We start from the raw sequence: 25,412 nt of genomic DNA, 5'->3' as shown, positions 1-25,412 counted from the left end.
GGTAAACGCTTTCTAGCCAAAACCGGTAAAAAACGCCTTTTCAAACATGGTTAGCGAAAGCTTAACACGGCCTGCCTTCACAGGCCGCATGTCTCCATCAGTCGATCAGCGGCGACCAGGAGGGATCCGACGCGAAGGCCGGGGTCTCCACCCGCTGTTCGTTGTATCCTGTCAGGTCCACGGTCCAGACCTGCGGCCCGCCATTGGCACCCGGCGTATCCCGGAAAAACACCAGCACACGGCCGTTCGGCGACCAGGCAGGACCTTCGTTGTGATAGCCCTCGGTCAGGATACGCTCGCCCTTTCCGTCCGGCCGCATGACGCCGATCATGAAGCGGCCCTGGTGCTGCTTGGTAAAGGCGATCAGGTCTCCACGCGGCGACCATACCGGCGTGGAATACCGGCCAGGCCCGAAGGAAATACGCTGCGCACCGCCGCCGCCTGCGCTCATCACATAAAGTTGTTGTGTGCCGCCGCGGTCGGATTCGAACACGATCTGGCGTCCGTCCGGTGAGAACGACGGGCTCGTGTCGATGGCCGCGTCGTTCGTCAGACGCGTCGTCTGGCGAGAGCGCAGGTCCATCTTGAAGATGTTGGCATTGCCACCCTGCTGCAGGCTCATCACCACGCTCTGCCCATCGGGCGAGAACCGCGGCGCAAAGGTCATGCCCGGGAAGTTGCCGACGATTTCGCGCTGACCCGTTTCAATATTCAGCAGATAGACACTCGGATCGGCACCGCCGTAGGACATGTAGGTGACTTCCTGGCTCGTCGGCGAGAACCGCGGTGTCAGCACCAGATCGTCGCCGCGCGTCAGGTAACGCACGTTTGCGCCGTCCTGGTCCATGATCGCCAGGCGCTTGACGCGCTTGTCCTTCGGGCCGGTTTCGTCGACATAGACGATGCGGGTGTCGAAGTAGCCCTTTTCACCGGTCAGCCGCTCATAGATCGCGTCAGCGATGATATGCGCCAGACGCCGCCAGTTTTCAGGTGTCGTGTAGAACTGCTGGCCCAGCATCTGCTCTGACGCGAAAACGTCCCACAGACGAAACTCCGCCCGCAGACGCCCGTCCGGCTGCTTGATCACCGTACCGGTAACAAGCGCCTGAGCACTGATCTGACGCCAGTCGCCGAAACGCGGCGTGGAATTCACGCTCATGTTCTTCTGAATGAAGCTGGCCGGGTCAAGCGGCCGGAACAGGCCGGATCGTTTCAAGTCGGCGGCAATGACGTTGGTCATGTCCGCGGCCAGCTTGCCGTCTCCGCCTTCGGCGGAAAACGACGGCAGTGCGATCGGCAAGGGCTCGATGTTGCCCTGGGTAATATCGATTTCGACAAGCGCTGCCGCCGGCAGCGGAGCAATCACCACAAAAGAAGCGAGAACAAATGCGAGCCCTCTGGCTTTCCGGCTTGTGAAAACAGAAAGTTTTTTCAGTATTCCGCGCATGAGCACAACAGCTCCCTTATGGACGTTTGAACTGGCCGGGCCAGTCTATCCCCCGAGCATCTCTCTGGGGTCGAAATTGATGATGACTTCCTGCCAAGCTTCATACTTGGAAATTGGCAGATTGTATGGCTGGCAGCGCATGATCGCGCGCACGGCACTGCTCGAGGCTGCTCCGAACGCCGGATTGCCGCTGGAATTCATGACTTCCGGCTGACCCGAAACCTGACCGTCCTGGGACAGGTTGAAACGGACACGAACCTTCAGGTCTTCCGCACCGACGGCACCCACCGGCGGGTTCCAGCATTGCGCCACCATTCCACGCAGCGCATCCAGCTCGGACTGACTCATACGCACGTTCTGCTCCCCGCGCCGGGAACCGAGAGAGGCCGGGTTCTGGCTGGTTTCGCCGGTCTGTTTGGCCGGTTCGACCTTGTTCAGAAGCGCAGCGATATCGGTGCTGTCGAAATTATCCTTCGGCGGCTCGGGCGCATTCCTCGGCGGCGTCGGCTTGGAGCGCGGCGAAACCTTGGTCACGATCGGCTGGGGCGCAGGCGCGGCCTCCTGCTGCGGCACAGGCTCTGGCGCCGGGGCAGGATCCGGTGCAGGCGCAGGTTCGGCCACCGGCGCCGGTTCGGGCGCAGGCGCGGGAGCTGGCTCCGGATCCGCAACGGGCGTTGGTTCCGGTGCCGGAGGAGGCGTCGGAGACGGCGAAGGTGTCGGCTGCGTCGGCTGCTCAACCTTGCTTTCGCCCGGTTTATCGGCCGGTTTCGGAGGTTCCTCGGCCGGGGTATCGCTTGGGTTCACCGCCGCGACATCCCGGACTTCGGCGGTCTTTTCGCCAACCCGAAGCCTGGTGATTTCCTCGATAGGCACCAGTTCGACAGGCAGAGAATCCACCTGCGGAACCGCAAAGCTCTCAGCGTCCGGAAAGGCGATCAAGCCCCAGAGCAGGAAAGCCGAGTGACCGGCCAGAGACGCGATGAGACCTGCGCGCATGACGCGTTACGAGTCCCGTTCTTCCAGAGTGACAAGACCGAGGCGTTTAAACCCGGCCGCGCTGATGCGGCCCATCAGCTTCATCATGGTGCCGTAGTCGGCATCCTGATCGCCGCGCACGTAGATACGTTCCTCGTAACCATTGGCGGCAATGGCTTCGAGCTTTGGCACGATCTCCTCGATCGTGATCGGGGTGTCCTGGATGAAGATTTCACCAGCCGCGTTCACCGAGATGGTTATCGGCTCGGTATCGCCTTCCAGGGCCTTGGCGCTGGTCTCCGGCAGATCGATCGGCACACCGACCGTCAAGAGCGGAGCAGCCACCATGAAGATGATCAGGAGCACCAGCATCACGTCGACCATGGGCGTGACGTTGATTTCGCTCATGGGTGCGTGGCGACGCCTGCGCCGCCCGCGCCGTCCGCTTCCTGCCTGACCTGAACCGACCTGCATGGCCATGGATCAGCCCCTCTCGTCGATCTGACGGGACAGGATGGCGGAGAACTCGTCCGCAAAGCCTTCCATGCGCGAAACCGCCTTGCCGACGTCGGCCGAGAACTTGTTGTAGGCGATAACTGCCGGAATGGCGGCCAGTAGACCAAGCGCGGTCGCAAACAGCGCTTCGGCAATACCGGGCGCCACGACCGCAAGGTTGGTACTTTCCGATGCCGCGATCGCCTGGAACGCCGTCATGATGCCCCAGACCGTTCCGAACAGACCGATGAACGGTGCCGCGGAGCCAACGGTTGCCAGGATCAGCAACCGGCTTTCAAGCCGCTCGGCTTCGCGCTGGATGGTGACATCCATCACCCTGTCGATACGCTGCTGCAGGCTGCCGATGGCAGGCCGAGCGCCCTCGTGGCTGCGCTTCCATTCACGCATCGCTGCGACGAACAGTGCCGCCATCGAATGGTTCACACGATTGTGAAGCGTATTATAGAGTTCTTCGAGAGACTGACCGGACCAGAACACCGTTTCGAACCGGCTCATCTGGCGCCGTGTCCGGCCGACCAGCATGATCTTGTCGACGATGATCGCCCAGCACCAAACCGAAGCGCCCAAAAGGCCGAGCATTACGACCTTGACGACGATATGCGCCTGCCAGAACAGCGCAAAAAACGAAATGCCGCTCTCTGGCGCCAATGTCGATTGGACAAGTGTTTCCATAAATTCAATGACCCCTTGGCCGTCTGACGCTGTTTTGCATTCAAGGTTTCGAAAACGACAGCGAGGAACCGGAATCAGCCGGCCGGCTCTTGTAACCTGCCGCCTCTCTGACGTTTGATTTTGTCAAAACTGGGACTTTTCCAATCAAAGAAAGTCCCTCTCTAAAGGAATCAATTAAGGTTACTGCAAGATTAACGCAGTAATGGGTTTTGAAAGTATTTTACCGCCGCCAAGCAGCTTGCCTGCTCATTCAGAGCCAAACCCTTCAACCGTCGGTGTTTTCTCCAGGTGCATGCCGCACGAGTTTTTCCGAAAGGACCTGCGGCAGTCGGGTCGGACGTCCCTGCGAGGTGATGATCGCAACGGTGACGGCAGCCGAAATCAGCAGCTCTTCGCCGCGGTAAATCAGCTGATCGAGCCGGATTCGGGCGCCTTTGTACTCCGCAAGGCTGGTACGAACTTCCAGCACATCGTCAATCCTGGCCGGTTTCTGGAAGTCCAGCGTCATTGTCTTGACTGCGAAGGCCAGCGAAGCACCGTGGGTACCTTCGGCCATCTCACGATGGTGAATTCCGATGAGACGGAGGAAATCCGACCTGGCGCGCTCGAAGAAGCGCACATAGGCACCGTGGTAGACGATGCCCGTGAAATCCGTGTCCTCGTAGTAGACGCGAACAGGAAGCACATGACCGCCATCTTCCAGGCGGCCGGCGAGATCCGGCCAGTCCGACACGCTTTGTCCCTCGAAAGCTGAATGAAAAAGCCTCCCGGTCGACCGACCGGGAGGCTCGCACCTGGCCCTTACGTAGGCCGTATCTTATGCAGCGGCAACCTCGGAGAGGAATTTCTCGACGGACGCACGAAGCTGTTCCGCCTGCTGTTTCATCTCGATGGTCGCGTTCAGCATGTCGCCAACCGCTTCCGAGTTTTCGGCAACGCCTTCGTTCAGCGATGCCACTGTCTCCGCAACGCTGCGGGTACCTTCCGCGGCTTCTGCAACGTTTCTGGAAATCTCACCGGTGGCAGCGCCCTGCTGCTGCACGGCGTCCGAAATCGTGGTGGTGTAGGAGTTGACCTCCTCGACCGATTCCGACACCCGGGCAATCTCTTCCACCGCTTCGGTGGTAGAGGCCTGGATTGCCGCGATCTGCGCGGAGATTTCTTCCGTTGCCTTGGCAGTCTGGCCGGCGAGCGACTTGACCTCGGAGGCAACGACCGCAAAGCCCTTGCCGGCATCGCCCGCACGTGCGGCTTCGATCGTCGCGTTCAGCGCCAGCAGGTTGGTCTGTTCGGCGATCTCTGAAATCAGCGACACGACATCGCCGATCTTGTTGGCCGCTTCCGCAAGGCCGGAGATCTTGGAATTGGAGCTCTGCGCGGCGGTCGTGGTCTGGGCCACGATGCTTGCCGTGGTTTCGACCTGTCGAGAGATCTCCGAAATCGACGCGTTGAGTTCCTCGGTGGCGGAGGCAACCGCCTGAACGTTGGAGGAAGCGTTTTCCGAAGTCGACACCGCGGTCTGCCCCTGGTCTGACGCGGCAGTGGACCGATGACTGAGGGCGGAAGAGACTTCTTCCACACGGGCAATATTGGTTTCCACCAGCTCCAGAACCGCCTGCGACTCGGCCCGGAATGCAGCAATCAGCGCATCGATGGTCTTTTCACGCTGTTCGCGGGCGATGTGGCCAACCTTGCGCTCGGATGCCAGACGCTCGCGTTCGATCGAACTGTCCTTGAACACTTCGATACAGCGCGCCATGCGGCCGATCTCGTCCTGGCGTTCGGTCGCTTCGACACCCACTTCCAGGTCGCCGTCGGCGATCTTGCGAGCCGCGACGGCAAGGCGTTCCATGGGAGCGAACATGCGCCGGGTTACCCACCAGATCAGGCCGACGATCGGAACCAGACAGAGGAAACCGGAAATGATCGCACCATAGGTGATGCGATCGGCGGCAGCCGACAGTTCCGTCTGCTTGACGGCATCGACAACACCGAAAGGCGAACCGACAAACGTGTTGCTTGCTTCCGCGAAGCGGTAGTCACCGTCTTCCAGGCGGATCAGCCGGTCGTTGACCTTGATATCGGAGATCATGTGGACGGCACTCGCCCGGCCCATATCGTCGAGCTGTACCAGCTTGCCATCGGAATCGGCAAGGAAGATGCGCTCGCTGTCGCCGAGGCCGGTCTTCTCGTTCAGCAATCCGGCCAGATGCTCCATGTTGGTCGTGAACGCAATCGCTCCGAAGAACCGGTCCAGATAGAACACAGGCACCGCGAGAACTTCCGAGACGGTGCCGTCTTCGGTGGTCACAAAACCTGAGGAATAGATCTGCCCGGCCGCCAGCGTCTCGTTTTTCGAGGCCTCGAACAGCTTGCCCATGGCGATCTGCACCGGATGGCCCTGGATCTGCGCGTCTTCCACGTGGAAGGCGAATTCCGGACCCTTGCGGAAAGTGTAGGTGATGAACCCGTCCGGATTGGCCAGCGCCGCATCGGAAAACAGGCCCTGATCGACCAGTTCCTGGTAGATCGGATGAACGACCTTGTGGTTGTTCACGTAGTAGTTGGACTCTTCCGGCTCCACCAGAAGGTGACGCTCACCTTCGGGATGCGGATTGTCGGTCACGAAGATCTTCCGGAGCAGTTCGTTCTGCCCTTCTTTCAGGTTCTTCCACCCGACCATGGTCTTCATCAGACTGTCCTTGGCGCCTTCCAGCGTGGAGAAGAACGCAGCGCTGTCCTTCACCTGCCCAAGGGAGAGTTCAATAACCTTCTGTTTCGCCTTGGTAGCACTTTGCAGGCCGGCATCAGCCTGACCGTTTGCAACATCCCGCGAAATGGTCGACGTGACCGTGACAATTGCCACGCACATAGTGAGTGCGCCGGCTAAAAACATTAGAGCCAGTTTAGATGAAAGGCGCTTCCGCATGGTTTCCCCCGCATAGTTAACGCGACGATACGGCAGGATTCGCGAATAAATGCTTAATCGCTACGCAGAGCTAGATGTAACTGACAAGACCTTGTCTTATAAATACTACGTAAACTATTCGGGATCGGTGAACAGTCCCATTTGCGGAGCATCCGGTCTGGATGGGGCCGCAAGACCCAGGTGTTCGAACGCCATCGGCGTCAGGATACGTCCCCTTGGCGTCCGCTGCAGAAACCCGTTCTGGATCAGGTAGGGTTCGACGATCTCCTCGATGGCGTCACGAGGCTCGGAAAGCGCCGCCGCAATGGTCTCGATCCCGACCGGCCCACCACCGAAATTCACCGCGATCTGGCTCAGATAACGACGGTCGAGACTGTCGAGCCCGGCACCATCGACTTCCAGCTGCAGAAGCGCCCTGTCGGCGAGTTCCCTGTCGACCCGCTCGACGCCGGCGACAATGGCAAAGTCCCTTACCCGCCGCAGCAGTCGCCCGGCGATACGCGGTGTCCCGCGGGAGCGTTTGGCAATCTCGCGGGCACCGTCTTCAACCATGCCGATGCCGAGAATGGCGGCGCCACGCTTGACGATGTGCTCCAGCTCCGGAACCGTATAGAACTGCAGCCTGACAGGAATGCCGAAGCGATCGCGCAGCGGAGTGGTCAAGAGGCCCAGCCGCGTCGTTGCGGCAACGAGCGTGAACTTCGCCAGGTCGATCTTGACTGATCGCGCAGCCGGTCCTTCACCGATGATCAGGTCGAGCTGGAAATCTTCCATCGCCGGATAAAGCACCTCCTCGACTGCCGGATTGAGCCGATGGATCTCGTCGATGAAGAGGACGTCGCGCTCTTCCAGGTTGGTCAGAAGTGCGGCCAGGTCGCCGGCCTTGGCAATGACAGGACCGGAAGTCGCCCGGAAATTGACCCCCAGTTCGCGTGCCATGATCTGCGCCAGCGTCGTCTTGCCGAGACCGGGAGGCCCGACGAACAACACATGGTCCAGCGCCTCACCCCGAGCCTTCGCCGCACCGATAAAGACCTTCAGATTGGCGCGCGCCTGGGCCTGACCGACAAAATCATCCAGCACCTGGGGGCGCATGGTTGAATCGATCTCGTCCCCCCGGATTTCCGGCGTCACGATGCGAGTGTCATCCGACATGGCTTACGACCACAAACAGCAACACCAGAAGAGCCAGCGAATAGGCCACCCGGAGTGCATAGAATTTCTTGAACTGGCGCAGGACAAAAGGGTCGTCCGACTCCACACGGCGTCCGTTGACGGTAAACGGACGATCCCCCACCGAGGCACTGAAACGGTGATCGAGGTACATGATACCGCCGATCCCCAGAACCACGAATACGACGGCAATGATGCCATAGGTAACGGCGATCATCCGGCCAATTCCTTCAAGCCAAGGCGGATCAGCGTTTCCGTGGTCGCGTCCTCACCGGCTGACTGCAAGGCCTTTGCGACGGCGCCGCTCGCCTGCGCCTGTGCATACCCCAGATTGGTGAGCGCCGAAACCGCCTCGGCCACTGGCCGGGCAGCCACGTTGTCGGCAACGTTCTGGGAAACTGCAATCGTGCCCTGGTCCACTGTGGCAAGTCCCGGTGCCTTGTCCTTGAGTTCGGCAATGATGCGTTCGGCAACGCGCTTGCCGACGCCAGGCGCCCGCGAAATCGTTGCCTTGTCGCCAAGCGCAATCGCGTTGGCGACTTCGCTTGCCTTCAAGATCCCCAGAATGCCCAGCGCAACCTTGGCGCCGACACCCTGAACGGTCATCAGGATACGGAACCATTCGCGCTCCGCCTCTACCCCGAAGCCATAGAGCCGGATCATGTCCTCACGAACGATTGTCTCGATGAAAAGGACAGCCGCTTCACCTGCGCGCGGCAGACCCTGCAGAATGCGCGAGGGACAATGGACCTGATAGCCCACCCCGTGTACATCCAGGATCACGTGATCCTCGCCATAGCTGTCGATGGTGCCTTTCAGCTTGCCGATCATATTGCCCCCATGGCGGCAAGCCGCGCTGTACTGTTGGACCGGTGCTGCGCATGGCAAATGGCAATTGCCAGTGCATCGGCGGCATCGTCCGAATTGAAAGTGGCCCGCGGCATCAGAACCTTGACCATGGCCCGGATCTGTTCCTTTTCCGCATGACCGGTCCCGACCACCGTCTTCTTGACGAGGTTCGGCGCATATTCGGCAACCGGAAGTCCGGCGAGCGATGGCACCAGCAGAGCGATCCCGCGTGCCTGCCCGAGCTTCAGAGTTGCGCCCGCATCCTTGTTGACGAACGTATGTTCTACCGCGGCTTCGGATGGTTCGTGCTGGCGCACGACTTCGCTGAGGCCGTCATGCAGCTGCACCAGGCGCTCGGCCAGGCTCTTCTTGTTGTCGGAGGTTACCGTTCCGGAAGCGATGAAGGACAGGCGATTTCCCGCCGCCTCGATCATGCCCCAGCCGGTACGCCGCAGCCCCGGGTCGATGCCCAGCAAACGAATCGCGTGTATCATGGAACAAATCGGTAACAAAACTTCCCCGTTGACGCCAGCCAAAGCGCGGCTTACCACCGGAAAGCCTGTCAAAAACACCTCACAACGTGTTTAATCCGGCCTTGCCCCTACCGGCAGGCCACCTCCCCCGCCAAGGCCCGCGTTCTGCCGGGCCAATCTCTTTTTTGTCCCGTCCGTTCCGCGAGTTCCCATGGCCGACATCTTCAGCTCCTTTCCGCCCGGCCTTCTGGTGTTTCTCGCCGTGGTCCTGTTTGTGGCCGGTTGCGTGCGCGGGTTTGCTGGGTTCGGCGCGGGAATGATCTTCATGCCGGTGGCCGCCAGCGTCATGCTGCCGTCAACCGCGGCCGCCACCTTTCTGTTCATCGACGGCATTGTCGCACTGCCTTTGGTGGTCAGGGCGCTCAGGCTGTGCAACTGGTCGACAGTGCTTCCCGCGGTCGTTGGTGCTGTGGTCTTTGTTCACGTCGGCGCCTGGCTTCTGGCCAACGCGGACGTGCTGGTTCTACGCTGGACGATCTTTGCAATCGTGACCGGACTGCTACTGCTGCTGGTGTCCGGCTGGCGCTATGAACGCAAACCCTCCAGGCCGGTATCGCTTGGGGTTGGCGCAGTTGCGGGCATCCTCGGCGGCATCTCGCAGGTCTCCGGCCCGCCAGTGGTTGCCTTCTGGCTCTCCAGCGCCAAGGAACCGGCAATCGTCCGCGCCAACCTGATCGTGTTCTTCGCGCTCGCGAGTATCGGAACCTTCGTTGCCTATATCTTCAACGGCTTCTTCACGCTGGAAGTGTTCCACCTCCTGATCATGGCGATCCCCGTCTATGCCCTTGCGATCTATCTCGGCTCCAACGGCTTCAAGCACGCCGACCCGAAACTCTATCGCAAGCTCGCCTACGGCCTGATCGCCCTCGCCGCCCTCTCCAGCATGCCCCTGCTGGATCCGCTTTTCCGGTAGGCGGTTCCAATCCGGAATCTTGCGTCGGCTCCACCCACCTCCTCATCCTGAGGAAGTGCGAAGCGCTGTCTCGAAGGATGGGCTGCGCACTCAGGTACAAGTGGCCCATCTTTCGAGACGCCGCTAACGCGGCTCCTCAAGATGAGGGTGAAAAGAAGAAAGCCATATTTATCTGGCTTCAGATATTGCAAAACTCGCCCCAAAAACGCGGCGCAAACCCTATTCGGCCAAAGGCTTTTCCTGCAGCTTTTCCTGCCATTTGGCACATTTTTCCGCCATCAGCCGCGTGAGTTCTGCCTCGAACTCTTCTCTGCTTGAAGAAGCCTGCGCCAGAACGCTCATCGCCACGATCGCAGCATCGGCGGCTTCTTCACGGACATCTGCCAGCGTCTGGTTCTTGTATTCGCTGCCGGGCGCCTTCGTTGCCGAAAGAACGGCCTGTGCCAGCTCTCCGGCTTCCTCCGCCAGCTTCAGCGCACGCTCCTGCAAGGTTTTCGGGTCTTTCTGCGTCAGGTCGAAGATATTGAACATGCAATCGGTCTCCTTGGTTCAAGGAAGGCGCGAGCCTCAGGACCACCAAAACAAAAACCCCGGCAGGGCCGGGGTTTTCAGATCCATATCCTGTGTTACTCAGGAAGCCAGAGAGGCCATGGTTTCTTCGTCGACATCGAAGTTGGAGTAGACGTTCTGGACGTCGTCGTCGTCTTCCAGCATGTCGATGAGTTTCATCATGGTCTGGGCCTTGTCCGCGTTGACCGGCGTCAGGTTCTGCGGCTTCCAGATGATCTTGGTCGAATCCGCTTCGCCCAGTGCCTGTTCCAGAGCAGCGGAAACATCGTTCAGATCTTCAAAAGCGGTGTAGATCGTGTGACCGCTCTCGTCGGACTGAACGTCTTCCGCGCCAGCTTCGATCGCAGCTTCCAGAACCGCGTCGGCTTCACCGGCTTCCGGCTTGTAGATAATTTCGCCAACACGATCGAACATGAAGGAGACCGAGCCCGTTTCCCCCAGCGACCCGCCGCATTTGGTGAAATAGGAGCGGATATTGGAGGCGGACCGGTTGCGGTTGTCGGTCAGGGCTTCGACGACCACGGCAACACCTGCCGGTCCGTAGCCTTCGTAACGGACTTCCTCGTAGTTGTCGTCGTCGCCGGACTGGGACTTGTTGATCGCCCGCTGGATGTTTTCCTTCGGCATGGACTGGGCCTTGGCGTTCTGGACGGCAAGGCGCAGGCGCGGGTTCGCGTCCGGATCCGGGTCACCCATCTTCGCGGCGACGGTAATTTCCTTGGACAGCTTGGAGAACATCTTGGAGCGGGCCGCGTCCTGGCGTCCCTTGCGGTGCATGATGTTCTTGAATTTTGAATGGCCTGCCATGGCTCTTCTCGGTTCTTTACAGGTGATGTCAGTGAAAACTGCGCCGCTTATAGGCAAGTTGACCCGGAAAATCCAGCGCAGAGAAATTCTCGGCCTTGGTCAGACCCCGTTCGGCCAGAAGGACGGGAACACAGGCTCCAGCCGGCCGCCTATGCGAAGCGGCGCAACCCGCTCGGCAAGCCCGGTCCGATCGTCCGTCTCGATGGCAACACCGCAGATGGTCGGATCGCCTGTTGCCGGTGTGAACCGGGAGCTAGGTATCTTGCGCTGGAACCGGTTGACCGGCTCTTCCTTGTCCATGCCCAACACGCTGTCATAAGCACCGCACATGCCCGCGTCGGACATATAGGCCGTGCCGTTTTCCAGGATCTGGTGATCGGCCGTCGGCACATGGGTGTGCGTTCCGACAACGAGACTGACCCGGCCATCCAGGAAGTGACCCATGGCCTGTTTCTCGCTGGTGGCTTCGGCATGCATGTCGACGATGATGGCATCGGCCACATCGCCAAGCGGACACCCGTTGATGACGTTGTCGATGGCGGCAAAGGGATCGTCCAGCGCATCCATGTAAACGCGGCCCATCACATTGGCCACCATCACCCTTGCGCCGTTTCTGGCCGTGAAGAGGTGCGCACCGCGCCCCGGCGTCCCGGAGGGGTAATTGACCGGCCGAAGCAGCCTGTCCTGTCGCTCGATATAGACCAGGGTGTCACGCTGGTCCCACACGTGGTTGCCGGTGGTCACGACGTCGGCGCCCGCATCCAGAACGTCCTGCAGGATCGTCTCGGTAATGCCGAACCCGGACGCAGCGTTCTCACCGTTGACGATCACGAAATCGAGCTGGTTGCTTTCCACCAGCTCCGGCAATTGCTCAATGACGGCGGTACGGCCCACGCGGCCGACAAGATCGCCCAGAAACAGAATACGCATATATCCTCACTGGGCGGCCTGCTTCGGCGATCACTTTCGCCGTCAGCCGAACGCCCGGTACCCCTGCTCGGTCAGAATTCCATTTAACGGCTTGTCATGCGCTTCCGCGGGGACGCGGTCAACCTCCTGCACGGAAAAGGCAAGCCCGATGCACAAAAGGGGCCCGGAGTGTTGCAGCTGCGCAATTGTAATGTCGTAAAAAGCCTTGCCGTAACCGATGCGCGTGCCTTTGCCGTCAAAGCCGGCAAGCGGCATCAGAAGAACATCCGGGCGCACTTCCTCGGCAGAGGGGCCGGGTTCGGAGGTGCCGAAACCGGCGGAAACCAGTTCCGTATCCCGCTCCAGGCGGCGGAAGATGAGGCTCGGGCCGGTCATCACGGGCAGGCACAGGGGGTGCCCAAGCTGGCGCAGGCGGTCCATCAGCGGGCGCGGGTCAATTTCGTCCCGGATCGGCCAGAACCCAGCAACAACTGCTCCTGCCGGCAGTGGCAGATCTTCGGCGTGATCGCTGAGCATCAGGCTGTGTTCGATCCGCTCCACCTCCGGCATTGCCTTGCGGCGGGCAAGCACCTGCTTGCGAAGACTGTCTTTTTCGGCAGCAATGGAGGAAAGGTCGGTCATGGGGCCTCGAATAGAATGGATCGGCCCGCGTCCTGAAAAGGAAACGCGCAGCCGCCCGACCGTTGGATTTGCAATCCCGGGAAACCTACAATGTAGGTGGGCGCCGTATGCAACGGACCACGGCCCAGCGCAGGGACAGCTCCCAAGGGAATGCGTAAGGCCCCGGGGATAATGTTCCTGACGTATCGGGCAGCCGCAATTACCGCATATAATCCGGTGCGGCGGCAATTACCAGTGCGGCATGGATTTCATCACAAACGAAGTTGCGGGCACTCTCCGTTGCCGTCTGGCCGGATCGGCAGTCGCCTCAGGCGTTGTCCTGGGCTCGCAAGCTCTTGGAAAGACCGTCCGCAAGGCTTTCGATCCGAGCGGCGGCAGTATTGACGGCACGCGACAGCTCTTCTTCGTTCTGGCTCATGTTGTCGAGCGCGGCCACCTGCTGTTTCTTGGCATCGGCCAGCTGTTCTTCAAGCCGGGCGATCTTGCGCTCCAGTTCCGAAAGCTGGTCGGCCGCCATGATGCCGGCCATTACCGTCAGGCGCTGGTCGCCGATTTCGCCGAAGGCGCCTCGCAAGTCGTTGATCCAGCCATCGAAACGGGCAGCAAGGCCCATCAGGCGCTCTTCCTCGCCGTCATCGCAGGCCATGCGGAAGGACTTGCCGTTGATGGTAACCGTGATCTGAGCCATATGCGCCTAGCCTCCGTGCGCGTCGAGCACGCTGCGGATGGTTTCCATTGCCGAGACAAGCCGCCGGGAGACATCCCGGTTGGCCTCTTCCAGCCGGGAAGCCCGTGCTTCGCTTTCATCGAGTGAGGCTGCCAGTTGGGAACGGTCTTCGCCGAGCCGCTGCAGGTCATCCTGCAGGGCATTGAGCGACCTGTCTGCATCAAGACGGCGCTGGACAGCCGCTTCGAGATTGCCGACGGCTTTGTCCAGCCGCTTTACCGCATCGGCCAGGCTGGTCTTTTCCATGCAGTCGACATCCGCCATTAATTACGTCGTCCCAATCGTTCTTCTGCGGCGGTCCGCCCATTCCTTCCTAGGTCAGACTGGAGATTTGGCGCTTTCGACCCTGGAGTTGCTGCTCAAATTACGGGCATTTCAGAGAATGCGCGGCAAAGCACGTTTCACGGCGAAAAAGCAAATCTTTGTTAGAGCGTCGAGCTTAGGCACCGCAACTTCTCTCAGTCAATGCCACCATTGGCAGAATCCTCAACTCTATAACGCGTGGAAGAAAAAATTCTTCCCCGGCAATGCCCTCAAAAGACCCAAACCAGCTTTATTGACTCGGGTGCCGTTCCTGATATTTGTCTGGCGCCTGTTCGAGATTGACGAGTGTTAATTCTTGAGCAACGCACCTCAAAACAACCTTGCCGGGCTCTCTGCTTCGGCCAAGGGGGGCTCCAAAGCAAGCAACGGGACCACGATGACCGATCTTGATAAACACCAGCGCATGGCAAATGCGATCCGCTTTCTTGCCATCGATGCCGTGGAAAAGGCTAATTCCGGTCACCCCGGCCTGCCCATGGGCGCTGCGGATATCGCGACAGTTCTTTTTACCGAATTCCTGAAATTCGATCCGACATCCCCGAACTGGGCCGACCGCGACCGCTTCGTTCTGTCCGCCGGTCACGGCTCGATGCTGCTTTACAGCCTGCTGTATCTGCTGGGCTATGAAGACTTCTCCCTCGACGAGATCAAGAATTTCCGTCAGCTAGGCGCACGCACTGCCGGGCACCCGGAATACGGCCACGGCGCTGGCATCGAGACCACCACCGGCCCGCTCGGCCAGGGTCTCGGCAACGCGGTTGGCATGGCCATCGCCGAGCGCCTGCAGTCCACCCGCTTCGGCGAGGATCTTGTCGATCACTACACCTATGTGCTGGCCGGTGACGGCTGTCTCATGGAAGGCATCAGCCAGGAAGCCCTGTCGCTGGCAGGTCACCTGAAGCTCAACAAGCTGATCGTTATCTGGGACGACAACGGCATCTCCATCGACGGCAAGGTCGAAATCACCGATTCAACCGACCAGCAGGCCCGTTTTGCCGCCTCCGGCTGGAACACGCTCAGCGTCGACGGTCACGATCCGGTCGCCATTTCCGCCGCGATTCGCCAGGCACAGGCCAGCGACCGCCCGACCCTGATCGCCGCCAAGACCACCATCGGCTTCGGTGCACCGACCAAGGCAGGCACCGCGAAGGTTCACGGCTCGCCGCTTGGTGCAGACGAAATTTCCGGCACCCGTGCCGCGCTCAACTGGCCGCACGCGCCGTTTGAAGTTCCGAGCGACATTCTGGACGCCTGGCGCATTGCCGGCCTTCGCTCCGCCCAAGCTCACAAGGACTGGCAGAAGCGCTTTGCCGAAGCTGACGCCGAGACCCGCGCCGAATTCGAGCGCCGCAATCGTGGCGACCTGCCAGCCGGCTTCACCCAGGCCGTTCTGGACTACAAGAAGAAGCTCGCCGACGAACAGCCGACCATGGCGACCCGCAAGGCTTCCGAAGCTGTTCTGGGTGTCATCAACGAAGTTGTTCCGGAAACCATTGGCGGCTCCGCCGACCTGACCGGCTCCAACAACACCAAGACGCCGCAAACCGCGCCAGTCACCCCGGACGATTTCTCCGGCCGTTACATCCACTACGGCATCCGTGAACACGGCATGGCGGCAGCCATGAACGGCATGGCTCTGCACGGCGGCCTTATCCCCTATTCCGGCGGCTTCCTGATCTTCTCCGATTACTGCCGTCCGTCGATCCGTCTCGCAGCCCTCATGGGCCAGCGGGTCATTCACGTCATGACCCATGATTCCATCGGTCTTGGCGAAGACGGTCCGACCCACCAGCCGGTGGAACATTTCGCCGCCCTGCGCGCGATCCCGAACCTGACCTTCTTCCGCCCGGCCGACATCACCGAGACACTCGAGTGCTGGCAGCTGTCGCTGGAGAACCGCGACGGACCGTCGGTCCTGGCACTGACCCGTCAGAACCTGCCGTCGCTGCGCAAGACCTATGAGGAAAACAACCTCTGCGCCAAGGGTGCCTATGTGCTGATCGACAGCGACGAAGACGCGGCCGTGACCATCTTCGCGACCGGTTCGGAAGTCGAAATCGCCGTCAACGCGCAAAAGGACCTGAGCACGGCCGGCATTGCCGTGCGCGTGGTCTCCGTTCCGTCGTACGAGCTCTTCGAAGCACAGTCAGACGACTACAAGGCCGCCGTCATCGGCAACAGCCCGGTCAAGATCGCCGTTGAAGCCGGCATCCGCATGGGCTGGGACCGCTTTATTGGTGCGGACGGTATCTTTGTCGGCATGACCGGCTTTGGCGCGAGCGCGCCTTACAAGGAACTTTATGAGCATTTCGGCATCACGGCGGACGCCGTGGTTGCAGCCGCCAAGGCAAAGCTCAGCGTTTAACCGAAATCAATTCCCGGCACCAAGACTTCCTCCTATGGTGCCGGGCCTACGGGCACATCAAGTGCTTTTCAAGTGACCACACTATGTGGTTTTTAAATCGGTTTAGCCCCTTCTGAGGCACACCGAAGATTGCGGGAGTGGATTATGGTAACCAAGGTAGCAATCAATGGATTTGGACGCATCGGCCGCAACGTGCTGCGTGCGATCATCGAATCCGGCCGCACCGACATTGAAGTCGTTGCGATCAACGATCTCGGCCCGGTCGAGACCAACGCGCATCTGCTGCGTTACGACAGCGTGCACGGCCGTTTCCCAGCAGAGGTCAAGGTCGATGGCGACACCATTTCCGTCGGTGGCGGCAAGCCGATCAAGGTGACCGCGATCCGCGACCCGAAGGAACTGCCCTGGGGCGAGCTTGGCGTTGAAGTCGCCATGGAATGCACCGGCATCTTCACCGCCAAGGAAAAGGCCTCCATGCATCTGGAAGCCGGCGCCAAGCGCGTTCTGGTCTCCGCCCCGGCCGACGGCGCCGACAAGACCATCGTCTACGGTGTCAACCACGATGCGCTGACCGCAAACGACCTCGTCGTATCCAACGCGTCCTGCACCACCAACTGCCTGTCCCCGGTCGCCTATGTGCTGAACGAAACCATCGGCATTGAAAAAGGTTTCATGACCACGATCCACTCGTACACCGGTGACCAGCCGACGCTGGACACCATGCACAAGGATCTCTACCGCGCCCGTGCTGCGGCCATGTCCATGATCCCGACCTCCACCGGCGCTGCAAAGGCCGTCGGCCTGGTACTGCCAGACCTGGCCGGCAAGATGGACGGTGTGGCCATTCGTGTCCCGACGCCGAACGTTTCCGTGGTCGACCTGAACTTCATCGCCAAGCGCGACACCACCGTTGAGGAAATCAACGAAGCCATCAAGGCAGCCGCAAACGGCAAACTGAAGGGCGTGCTCGGCTACACCGAAGACAAGCTGGTTTCGATGGACTTCAACCATGACAGCCATTCCTCGGTCTTCCATTGCGACCAGACCAAGGTCATGGACGGCACTTTCGTGCGCATCCTGTCCTGGTACGACAACGAATGGGGCTTCTCCAACCGCATGGCCGACACGGCCGTGGCGATGGCAAAGCTCATCTGATCCCTGCCTTCGAAAGACGCCGGTTCATCCGGCGTCTTTTTTGTCGGTATGGATGTCTTTCCGGCAAAGCCGCAAAAAACTTTCTCGATTCAGGCATAGCCCCGGGGCAAAGGTCATGTAGACTGGAGCTGCAGACTTGCAGTTCAATCCTGGAGACGCCGTCATGACCGCCCTACTGGTCATTCTTGGGTCGTTGTTCGCGGTTGGTTGCCTTGTGGGTTTCGGGTTCTACTGGCTCGATATGAAGCGGGACAACGAACGGTTCCCTTCAGATCAGGACGATGAGCCTGACATGGGCAGCCTCAATTCCGATGTCTTGCGAAAGCCGGATTCTCCGGCTGGAAATTCCTGAGTCCAATTGAAGGATCCTGACCATGACCACGCTGACTTTTCTGATCGTATTTGTTGTCCTGATCGGCGTCGGCTTCTATTTCGTGGAACGGTCGAAGGAACGCTCCGCAAGAAACACCAAACGGTCCTGGCAGCCGGATGTTGATGGCCAAAAGTCCGAAACGATGGCCAACCTTCAATCACCGCCAGATCGATAACTCTCCCTGTTCGATCCTTATCCTTCCCGGAGTTCCCTGCTTGCTCGAACTGCTCACCGTCATTTCGCTGACCGTCGTGGTCGCAATCGTTCCCGGGCCCGACTTTGCCGTTGTCCTGCGCAATGCCCTCATCGGCGGACGGCTCGCCGGCATCATGACTGCGCTCGGCATCGCGCTGGCCCTCGGCGTACACGTCACTTACGCACTGGCGGGTATCGGCCTGATCGTTTCCCAGTCGATCCTGCTCTTCAACGCGCTGAAACTGATCGGCGCTGCCTACCTCGTTTTCCTGGGCGTCACCATGTACCGCACGGCATCTAAGGAGATGCCGGCCGACGGTGCCCTGTCCGGCATGTCGCCCTTCCGCGCGCTTCGCTGGGGCTTCTTCACCAACGTGACCAATCCGAAAGCCACCATGTTCGCCCTTTCGGTGTTTCTGCAGGTGACGTCTCCCGAAACGCCGCTCTGGACCCAGATCGGTTACGGCGTGATCATGGCGGGCGGCGTGTTCCTTTGGTTTGTTCTGGTGACCGTCTTCTTCACGCTTCCCGCCGTACGCCTCAAGTTCATGCGTGCCAAGCTCTGGATGGAACGGTCCTTCGGCATTCTCCTGACCTTGTTCGGCATCGGCATCGCCGTTTCCACCAACTCCAGCCGTCCTTGAAGACGGGCGATTTCCAACAGGTAAATCAATGGCTTTCAAAACTCTCGATGATCTGACTGACATTGCCGGCAAACGCGTTCTGGTCCGCGTCGACCTCAACGTACCGATGGATGGCGGCAAGGTTTCCGATACCACCCGTATCGAGCGGGTCCTGCCGACCATCCGCGAACTGTCCGACAAGAAGGCAAAGGTCATCCTGCTCGCCCATTTCGGCCGCCCGAAAGGCGCGCGCGTTGCCGACATGTCGCTCGGCCCGGTCGCCCTGGCGGTTGCCGGCCTGCTTGGCAGACCCGTGGTCTTTGCAGACGACTGCATCGGCCAGGCGGCAAAGGATGCTGTCGACGTCATGGTCGATGGCGATGTCCTGCTGCTGGAAAACACCCGCTTCCATGCCGGTGAAGAAAAGAACGACCCGGACTTCGCCAAGGCTCTGGCCGCCAATGGCGACATCTATGTCAACGACGCCTTTTCGGCGGCACACCGGGCCCACGGTTCCACCGAGGGCATTGCCCGGCTTCTGCCAGCCTATGCCGGCCGCACCATGCAGGCGGAACTGGAAGCCCTGGGCTCCGCGCTCGGTAATCCTGTTCGTCCGGTTCTCGCCGTTGTCGGCGGTGCGAAGGTTTCTTCCAAGATCGATCTGCTGGAAAACCTCGTTGCCAAGGTCGACATGCTTGTTATCGGCGGCGGCATGGCCAACACCTTCCTGGCCGCACAAGGCACGGACGTCGGCAAGTCGCTGTGCGAGCATGATCTGGCTGAAACCGCAAAACGCATCATGACCGCAGCCGACAAGGCCGGTTGTGAGATCGTCTTGCCTGCCGATGCCGTTGTTGCCAGGGAATTCAAGGCCGGCGCGGACAACGAAACTGTTTCGCTCGACGCCATCCCGGCAGACGGCATGATCCTCGATGTCGGCGCAGCATCCATCGAAACGGTGAAAACCAAGATCGACGCCGCCAAGACCCTGGTCTGGAATGGCCCTCTGGGCGCGTTCGAGATCGCCCCATTCGACACCGCAACCGTTGCCGCTGCCAAGCATGCCGCTGCCAATACCAAGGCAGGCAAGCTGAACTCCGTGGCCGGTGGCGGCGACACCGTCGCAGCGCTCAACCACGCGGGAGCGGCTGACGATTTCTCCTATGTCTCCACAGCCGGCGGCGCCTTTCTGGAATGGCTGGAAGGCAAGGAACTGCCGGGGGTGAAGGCACTCGAAGCCTGACATCGAAGCGGGGTGAAATCTGTCATGCAACGCTGTTTCACCAACATCCTGACCGAGGAGGTCGCCGCAACGGCGGCCTTCTATCAGGACCTCCTGGGCCTGCAGCCGCAATTCGTGTCCGACTGGTTTGTAAACCTTGCCGATGCCGATAACCCGGCCCTCGAGCTGGGCATCCTGAAACAGACCAGCGAGATTGTCCCGGCACGTGCCCAGCGCGCCACCGCAGGAGTGATCCTGACCTTTGTCGTCGACGACTGTTCAACGGTATACGAGCGTGCCCTGACACTCGGTGTGAACGTGGTCGAGGCACCTCGCGAAATGCCCTATGGCCAGATGAGGATGATTGTCAGAGATCCGGCCGGAACATTTGTCGATATCAGTTCGCCGGTTTAAAACTCGCCGGGCGGTGGTGCTGACCGCCTCAATTTAATTCGATCCGCAAATTAAATCTGCCAACACGATTTCCGGCAGACCCTTGTATTTTAATTGATTTAAGCGAAGCCGGCCCTCTTTAAATGGCCACAAATCTTGTTAGAACCAGCGGGACTTGACGCACCGCAAAATAGGTGTCGTGATTTTTCGCGAACCTTGTCGGCTCATTGGAACCGGACCCTCTGGAGATTTTTGATGGCACGTATCACCCTCCGCCAGCTTCTTGATCATGCTGCTGAACACGACTACGGCGTTCCGGCGTTCAATATCAACAACATGGAGCAGGCACTGGCGATCATGGCTGCGGCGGACCAGACCGACGCCCCGGTTATCATCCAGGCCTCTCGCGGTGCCAGGTCCTATGCCCACGACGTGATGCTGAAGCACATGATGGACGCCGTCGTGGAAATCTATCCGCATATTCCGGTCTGCGTGCATCTGGACCACGGCAATGCTCCGCAAACCTGCATGACGGCCATCCAGGCCGGCTTCACCTCTGTGATGATGGACGGTTCCCTCGAAGCCGACGGCAAGACCCCGGCAAACTGGGACTACAACGTCGGCGTCACCAAGACCGTGACCGACATGTCCCATCTGGGCGGCATCTCCGTTGAGGGCGAACTCGGTGTTCTGGGGTCTCTTGAAACCGGCATGGGCGACAAGGAAGACGGCCACGGCGCGGAAGGCAAGCTCAGCCATGACCAGCTGCTGACCGACCCGGAAGAAGCCGTCAAGTTCGTGCAGGAAACCAAGGTCGACGCTCTTGCCATCGCCATGGGTACCAGCCACGGTGCCTACAAGTTCACCCGCAAGCCGGACGGCGAAATCCTTGCCATGCATGTGATCGAGGAAATTCACCGCCGCCTGCCGGAAACCCACCTTGTCATGCATGGGTCGTCTTCCGTGCCGCAGGACCTGCAGGACATCATCAACCAGTATGGTGGCCAGATGCCGCAGACCTGGGGTGTGCCGGTGGAAGAAATCCAGCGCGGCATCAAGAACGGTGTGCGCAAGGTCAACATCGACACCGACAACCGCATGGCGATGACCGGTCAGATCCGCAAGATCCTGAGCGAGAACCCGGGCGAGTTCGATCCGCGCAAATATCTGAAGCCTGCCCGCGATGCCATGCAGAAGCTGTGCATCGAGCGTCTGGAAGCCTTCAACACGGCCGGCAAGGCGTCCAAGATCAAGAAGATCGTTACGCTTGCCGACATGGCGAAACGCTATCAGTCTGGCGAACTGGATCCGAAGATCGCCTGATTTTCGGCCGGATCGGCAGAGAAATTCTTTCACTTTATTGAAAGAGGGGCCTTGCGTCCCTCTTTCGCCGTCTTTAGGGACAAAATCCCGATCAGACATCAATCAGGACCGCACAAGTGAACCGTCCCCGCCTCTTTCTCGTGACGCCGCCGGAATTTGACACCGCCGACATGGCGGAAAAGCTCAAACAGGCCTTCACCGGTGGTGACATCGCTTGCGTGATGATCTACCGCCCTGGCGCCAGCACCAAGGATCTGCAAGCCGCTGCCAGCGAACTTGTCCCGATCATCCAGGAAGGTGGTGCGGCAGCTATCGTCTATCGCGATACCCAGGCAGCCGGCCGCAGCGGCGCCGACGGCGTCCACGTCGACACCTCTCTGGAAGACCTGAAGCTGGCCGTGGAAAGCTTCAAACCCGATCGTATCGTCGGCACCGGCGGCACCAAGCTGAAGCATGATTCCATGGAATGGGCCGAAACCGGGGTCGACTACATCTTCTTCGGCAAGCTGGACCTGCCTGAAAAGGCCGAGGCCCATGACAGGACCCTGTCCAGCGCCTCCTGGTGGGCAGAACTGTTCGAAACACCCTGCGTCGCACTTGCCGGCAACACGCTAGAAACCCTGGGAGGCGTTGCCGCGACCGGAGCAGATTTTGTTGCCCTCAAGGATGCTGCCTGGCAACCGGACACGGATATTTCATCCGTGATTGCCGAAGCCAATCGTATTCTGGACGCCCATCCCTTTCCTGAAGTCGAATAGCGAGAGCTGGATGCATGCCGACACCTGAAACGAGCCTACGCCGGAAACTTCACGCCCCCTTTCTGCTTGCGGCAGGGTTGCTGGCAGCTGGAATGCTGTCATCCGTGTCGTTTTCTCCGGCCATTGCCCAGGACAACACCGGCACCAGCGAAACAACAGAGGCCGGTGACGCGGCGCCAGAGCCGGACGTACCAGTAGGGCCGGATGGTAAACCGTTACCGGTGCTGATCGACGTCACGACCAAGGACAAGACACTGCTGAGCATTGTCGACGCGGGTCCGCCGAAACTGGAAGAAGGCGAAGTCGCCAACGCTGATACCGCGTACACCGCTTTTCAACGCGGCTGGTTCCTGACCGCGCTCGGTCTTGCGACCCCTTTGGCGGAACAGGGCGACAAGGCCGCCCAAGCCCTGCTAGGCGTGCTGCACGAAGCCGGGCTCGGCATACATCAGGACAAGGCCAAGGCTGCCGACTGGTACAGCCTGGCCGCCGCCAAGGGTGATACCGGCTCTGCCATGCAGCTGGCCCAGCTCTATCTGCTCGGCACCGGTGTCGAAGTCGACAAGAAGAAGGCAGCGGACCTGTTCGAAGAGGCTGCCAACGCGGGCAATGCGTCTGCGCTCTACAATCTCGCCCTGCTCTACGAGGAAGGCGAAGGCCGCCCCTTCGACGAGAAGAAATCGCGAGAACTTCTGGAAGAAGCCGCCCAGCTAAACGATCCGGAAGCGCAATACGCGCTCGGCCTTTCCTATCTGGAAGCCCAGACCGGGCTGAACGACCCCGGCCTGGGTGCGTTCTGGCTTGGCCGTGCAGCCCGCCGCGGACACACCTCCGCGCAGGTTTACTACGGCATTCTGCGGTTCCAGGGTAAGGGCGTCGATCCGAACGAGACGGAAGCCGCCGACTGGTTCGAGCGGGCCGCCACGTCCGGCAACCCGGTCGCGATGAACCGGCTGGCACGGACCTATGCCTACGGCCGTGGTCGGGAACAGGATTTTGCCGCCGCAGCGGGCTGGCACCTGATTGCCCGCACCTTGGGTGTTTCCGATTTCTCGCTCGACCGGATTATCGAAAGTCTGGACGAAACAACAATGGATGAAGCGCGCAAGCTGGCCGAACAATATTCGGCCACATTGATGGCCCCGTCGGAGGAGCCCGGCAAGGAATCTCCGTAAACCTTGCGAGGAAGCGCGGAATCGTAAGGATGTTTGCCTTTTTTCCTTGAACTCCACCGGCTTTTGTGGTGGACAGGCGCGAGCAAATTTCAGGCGCATCGGCGGCCCGCCGGTCTCGCCCTGCTAAAGGTTCTTTTGAGTTTTGGAGTTTTGTCGTGGTTTGGGTGGAGTTTCCACCGGACGCGGCGGATTTCTAATGGTCAACAGACCCTAAGATCCAAACAAATCAAACAGTCGGTCGTTCCATGAAAATCAACGGAAACGAAATAAAGCCCGGTAACGTGCTTCAGCACCAGGACACGCTTTGGGCGGTTGTCAAAGTCCAACACGTCAAGCCAGGCAAAGGCGGTGCCTTCGCACAGGTTGAAATGAAAAACCTGCTCGATGGCCGCAAGCTCAACGAGCGTTTCCGCTCCGAAGACAAGGTCGAGCGCGTCCGTCTGGAGCAGAAAGACTTCCAGTATCTCTTCACCCAGGAAGACATGCTGATTTTCATGGACACCGAAACCTACGAGCAGCTGGAACTTCAGGCTGATTTCGTTGGCGACCGCGCCGCTTTCCTGCAGGACGGCATGATGGTGACCGTGGAACTGCATGAAGAGCGCCCGATCGGCATCACCCTGCCGCAGTTCGTGACCCTGGAAATCCGGGAAGCCGACGCGGTGGTGAAGGGCCAGACCCAGTCTTCGTCCTACAAGCCCGCGCTCATGGAAAACGGCGTCCGCGTGATGGTACCTCCGTTCATCACCGCCGGCGAAAAGATCATCGTCGACACCGGTTCACTGGAATACGTCCGCCGCGCGGACTGATCTCCTCCCGGCAAGACTTCAAATTGGCGCGCCCGGATTTTGCCGGGCGGCGCCCAACAACAAGTGACAAACAATGGCCCGCACAGCTCTCCTCAACGTGATGGTTCAAGCCGCAACGAAAGCCGGACGTTCTCTGGTTCGCGATTTCGGTGAAGTTGAAAACCTTCAGGTGTCCCGCAAGGGACCCGGCGATTTCGTCTCGGCTGCAGACCGCCGCGCCGAGGACATTGTGCGCGCCGAACTGACCAAGGCCCGCCCGACCTTCGGGCTGGTCATGGAAGAAAGCGGTGAAGTCGAGGGAACCGACGGCCAGCATCGCTGGCATGTCGACCCGCTCGACGGCACCACCAACTTCCTGCACGGCATTCCGATCTTCGCCACCTCCATCGCACTGGAACGGGCTGGCGAGATCGTGGCCGGGGTCATCTACAATCCGGTGATGGATGAGCTTTACACCGCTGAACGCGGTCGCGGCGCCTTCCTGAACGACCGTCGCCTGCGGGTTGCAGGCCGCACCGAATTGCATGAAATGGTGTTCGGCACCGGCCTGCCCTTCATCGGGTCGGGCGACCATGGCCGGACACTGCGCGAGCTGCGCTACATCATGCCGGAAGTCGCTGGCATCCGCCGCTGCGGCGCAGCTGCCCTCGATCTTGCCTGGACTGCGTCCGGCCGTCTCGACGGCTTCTGGGAGCGCAACCTGAACAGCTGGGACATTGCGGCCGGCCTCCTGATGGTGCGCGAAGCCGGTGGTTTCGTCACCGATCTTCAGGGCAAGAACAAGATGCTGGAAAGCGGCGATGTGGTTGTCGGCAACGAAGACGCCCACAAATACCTACTGCAGCTCCTGAAAAAGGCGGCAACCCCGGCTCAGGGCTGATTGCCTCCAGCGCTTCCCGGCAGCACCGCGACGCGAACACCCTCATCTTCGAAAAGCGCATCACGCTGACCTGAAAGATGTGCGGCGCAAACCGCCCACCCCGGGAGACGGGACCCACGGCCCGTCTCTTCATGAGAAGGCCTTTGGATAAACCC

At 60.2% G+C, this 25,412-nt stretch carries 30 protein-coding genes and 1 other RNA gene; 14 read left to right on the top strand and 17 right to left on the bottom strand.

Features of this window, described 5'->3' with window-relative positions; all coding sequences use genetic code 11:
• Positions 1-97: 97 nt before the first annotated feature.
• The 10 genes from tolB to ruvC all read right to left on the bottom strand — a co-directional run bounded on the left by tolB (position 98) and on the right by ruvC (position 9,055).
• A complete protein-coding gene (tolB, locus tag B0E33_RS16395) occupies positions 98-1,447 on the bottom strand; it encodes a Tol-Pal system beta propeller repeat protein TolB (protein WP_023003439.1) in 1,350 nt (449 codons plus the stop codon).
• A 45-nt stretch (positions 1,448-1,492) separates the two neighbouring features.
• Positions 1,493-2,443, bottom strand: a complete 951-nt coding sequence (gene tolA / locus B0E33_RS16390) for a cell envelope integrity protein TolA (protein WP_023003440.1) — start codon at positions 2,441-2,443, stop codon at positions 1,493-1,495.
• A gap of 6 nt (positions 2,444-2,449) precedes the next feature.
• Positions 2,450-2,902 carry a protein TolR gene (tolR, locus tag B0E33_RS16385; protein ID WP_023003441.1) on the bottom strand — a complete coding sequence of 151 codons (453 nt, stop codon included), beginning with the start codon at positions 2,900-2,902 and terminating at the stop codon, positions 2,450-2,452.
• A 3-nt stretch (positions 2,903-2,905) separates the two neighbouring features.
• Positions 2,906-3,610, bottom strand: a complete 705-nt coding sequence (gene tolQ / locus B0E33_RS16380; protein ID WP_023003442.1) for a protein TolQ — start codon at positions 3,608-3,610, stop codon at positions 2,906-2,908.
• A gap of 265 nt (positions 3,611-3,875) precedes the next feature.
• The gene (gene ybgC / locus B0E33_RS16375) at positions 3,876-4,343 is read right to left on the bottom strand and encodes a tol-pal system-associated acyl-CoA thioesterase (protein ID WP_077291774.1); all 468 of its coding nucleotides are present in this window, start codon (positions 4,341-4,343) and stop codon (positions 3,876-3,878) included.
• Positions 4,344-4,427: 84 nt separating this feature from the next.
• Positions 4,428-6,482 (bottom strand): methyl-accepting chemotaxis protein, encoded by a 2,055-nt coding sequence (locus B0E33_RS16370; RefSeq protein ID WP_023003444.1) that lies wholly within the window; start codon positions 6,480-6,482, stop codon positions 4,428-4,430.
• Between the two features lie 171 nt (positions 6,483-6,653).
• Positions 6,654-7,694: a Holliday junction branch migration DNA helicase RuvB gene (gene ruvB / locus B0E33_RS16365; protein ID WP_023003445.1), complete on the bottom strand. Its 1,041-nt coding sequence runs from the start codon at positions 7,692-7,694 to the stop codon at positions 6,654-6,656.
• Positions 7,684-7,929: a hypothetical protein gene (locus B0E33_RS16360; RefSeq protein WP_023003446.1), complete on the bottom strand. Its 246-nt coding sequence runs from the start codon at positions 7,927-7,929 to the stop codon at positions 7,684-7,686. The genes ruvB and B0E33_RS16360 overlap by 11 nt, the downstream gene beginning before the upstream one ends.
• Positions 7,926-8,543 carry a Holliday junction branch migration protein RuvA gene (gene ruvA / locus B0E33_RS16355; protein WP_023003447.1) on the bottom strand — a complete coding sequence of 206 codons (618 nt, stop codon included), beginning with the start codon at positions 8,541-8,543 and terminating at the stop codon, positions 7,926-7,928. Before ruvA ends, B0E33_RS16360 begins: the two co-directional genes overlap by 4 nt.
• On the bottom strand, positions 8,540-9,055 hold the full coding sequence (gene ruvC / locus B0E33_RS16350; protein ID WP_055661203.1) for a crossover junction endodeoxyribonuclease RuvC: 516 nt from the start codon (positions 9,053-9,055) through the stop codon (positions 8,540-8,542). The genes ruvA and ruvC overlap by 4 nt, the downstream gene beginning before the upstream one ends.
• A 190-nt stretch (positions 9,056-9,245) precedes the next feature.
• On the opposite strand from ruvC, the gene B0E33_RS16345 reads away from it, so the two are divergent.
• Positions 9,246-10,007, top strand: coding sequence for a sulfite exporter TauE/SafE family protein (locus tag B0E33_RS16345; RefSeq protein ID WP_077291772.1), 762 nt, complete (start codon positions 9,246-9,248; stop codon positions 10,005-10,007).
• A gap of 219 nt (positions 10,008-10,226) precedes the next feature.
• Here B0E33_RS16345 and B0E33_RS16340 read toward each other — a convergent pair whose 3' ends face one another.
• The 7 genes from B0E33_RS16340 to B0E33_RS16310 form a co-directional block, all read right to left on the bottom strand.
• A complete protein-coding gene (locus B0E33_RS16340) occupies positions 10,227-10,538 on the bottom strand; it encodes a MazG-like family protein (RefSeq protein ID WP_023003450.1) in 312 nt (103 codons plus the stop codon).
• 99 nt (positions 10,539-10,637) lie between these two features.
• A complete protein-coding gene (locus B0E33_RS16335; protein WP_023003451.1) occupies positions 10,638-11,384 on the bottom strand; it encodes a YebC/PmpR family DNA-binding transcriptional regulator in 747 nt (248 codons plus the stop codon).
• A 99-nt stretch (positions 11,385-11,483) separates the two neighbouring features.
• Positions 11,484-12,314 (bottom strand): TIGR00282 family metallophosphoesterase, encoded by an 831-nt coding sequence (locus tag B0E33_RS16330; protein ID WP_077291771.1) that lies wholly within the window; start codon positions 12,312-12,314, stop codon positions 11,484-11,486.
• 42 nt (positions 12,315-12,356) lie between these two features.
• Positions 12,357-12,935, bottom strand: coding sequence for a 5-formyltetrahydrofolate cyclo-ligase (locus tag B0E33_RS16325; protein WP_062487054.1), 579 nt, complete (start codon positions 12,933-12,935; stop codon positions 12,357-12,359).
• A gap of 44 nt (positions 12,936-12,979) precedes the next feature.
• Positions 12,980-13,134, bottom strand: a non-coding RNA gene (gene ssrS / locus B0E33_RS16320) — 6S RNA.
• A 108-nt stretch (positions 13,135-13,242) separates the two neighbouring features.
• Entirely contained in the window at positions 13,243-13,623 is a 381-nt protein-coding gene (locus tag B0E33_RS16315) for a cell division protein ZapA (protein WP_077291770.1), read from the bottom strand.
• A gap of 6 nt (positions 13,624-13,629) precedes the next feature.
• Entirely contained in the window at positions 13,630-13,908 is a 279-nt protein-coding gene (locus B0E33_RS16310; RefSeq protein ID WP_023003460.1) for a DUF4164 domain-containing protein, read from the bottom strand.
• Here B0E33_RS16310 and B0E33_RS16305 point away from each other — a divergent pair.
• From B0E33_RS16305 to B0E33_RS16250, 13 genes are all read left to right on the top strand, one after another.
• The gene (locus tag B0E33_RS16305) at positions 13,907-14,278 is read left to right on the top strand and encodes a hypothetical protein (protein ID WP_023003462.1); all 372 of its coding nucleotides are present in this window, start codon (positions 13,907-13,909) and stop codon (positions 14,276-14,278) included. The genes B0E33_RS16310 and B0E33_RS16305 overlap by 2 nt on opposite strands.
• 84 nt (positions 14,279-14,362) lie before the next feature.
• Positions 14,363-16,351 carry a transketolase gene (tkt, locus tag B0E33_RS16300; protein ID WP_031270523.1) on the top strand — a complete coding sequence of 663 codons (1,989 nt, stop codon included), beginning with the start codon at positions 14,363-14,365 and terminating at the stop codon, positions 16,349-16,351.
• Positions 16,352-16,495: 144 nt separating this feature from the next.
• Positions 16,496-17,506 carry a type I glyceraldehyde-3-phosphate dehydrogenase gene (gap, locus tag B0E33_RS16295; protein ID WP_077291767.1) on the top strand — a complete coding sequence of 337 codons (1,011 nt, stop codon included), beginning with the start codon at positions 16,496-16,498 and terminating at the stop codon, positions 17,504-17,506.
• Positions 17,507-17,669: 163 nt separating this feature from the next.
• Complete coding sequence (locus B0E33_RS16290; protein ID WP_077291766.1) at positions 17,670-17,858, top strand: hypothetical protein; 189 nt, start codon at positions 17,670-17,672, stop codon at positions 17,856-17,858.
• Between the two features lie 22 nt (positions 17,859-17,880).
• Positions 17,881-18,054, top strand: coding sequence for a hypothetical protein (locus tag B0E33_RS30950; RefSeq protein ID WP_023003470.1), 174 nt, complete (start codon positions 17,881-17,883; stop codon positions 18,052-18,054).
• Positions 18,055-18,094: 40 nt separating this feature from the next.
• Positions 18,095-18,718: a LysE family translocator gene (locus B0E33_RS16285; RefSeq protein ID WP_023003471.1), complete on the top strand. Its 624-nt coding sequence runs from the start codon at positions 18,095-18,097 to the stop codon at positions 18,716-18,718.
• 28 nt (positions 18,719-18,746) lie between these two features.
• Positions 18,747-19,940 carry a phosphoglycerate kinase gene (locus tag B0E33_RS16280; protein WP_075282840.1) on the top strand — a complete coding sequence of 398 codons (1,194 nt, stop codon included), beginning with the start codon at positions 18,747-18,749 and terminating at the stop codon, positions 19,938-19,940.
• Between the two features lie 24 nt (positions 19,941-19,964).
• Complete coding sequence (locus B0E33_RS16275) at positions 19,965-20,333, top strand: VOC family protein (RefSeq protein WP_077291765.1); 369 nt, start codon at positions 19,965-19,967, stop codon at positions 20,331-20,333.
• Positions 20,334-20,567: 234 nt separating this feature from the next.
• Complete coding sequence (fba, locus tag B0E33_RS16270) at positions 20,568-21,635, top strand: class II fructose-bisphosphate aldolase (protein ID WP_077291764.1); 1,068 nt, start codon at positions 20,568-20,570, stop codon at positions 21,633-21,635.
• Positions 21,636-21,751: 116 nt separating this feature from the next.
• Positions 21,752-22,393: a thiamine phosphate synthase gene (locus B0E33_RS16265; RefSeq protein ID WP_077291763.1), complete on the top strand. Its 642-nt coding sequence runs from the start codon at positions 21,752-21,754 to the stop codon at positions 22,391-22,393.
• 14 nt (positions 22,394-22,407) lie between these two features.
• Positions 22,408-23,568: a tetratricopeptide repeat protein gene (locus tag B0E33_RS16260; protein ID WP_031270527.1), complete on the top strand. Its 1,161-nt coding sequence runs from the start codon at positions 22,408-22,410 to the stop codon at positions 23,566-23,568.
• 245 nt (positions 23,569-23,813) lie between these two features.
• Complete coding sequence (gene efp, locus B0E33_RS16255) at positions 23,814-24,377, top strand: elongation factor P (protein ID WP_006932138.1); 564 nt, start codon at positions 23,814-23,816, stop codon at positions 24,375-24,377.
• 73 nt (positions 24,378-24,450) lie between these two features.
• Positions 24,451-25,257 (top strand): inositol monophosphatase family protein, encoded by an 807-nt coding sequence (locus B0E33_RS16250; RefSeq protein WP_077291762.1) that lies wholly within the window; start codon positions 24,451-24,453, stop codon positions 25,255-25,257.
• The last annotated feature ends 155 nt before the right edge of the window (positions 25,258-25,412 follow it).

This window comes from Roseibium algicola, from assembly GCF_001999245.1.
Classification (GTDB): domain Bacteria; phylum Pseudomonadota; class Alphaproteobacteria; order Rhizobiales; family Stappiaceae; genus Roseibium; species Roseibium algicola.
The sequence above is the reverse complement of the archived record's forward strand: the minus strand, read 5'-3'. Positions and strand labels throughout refer to the sequence as shown.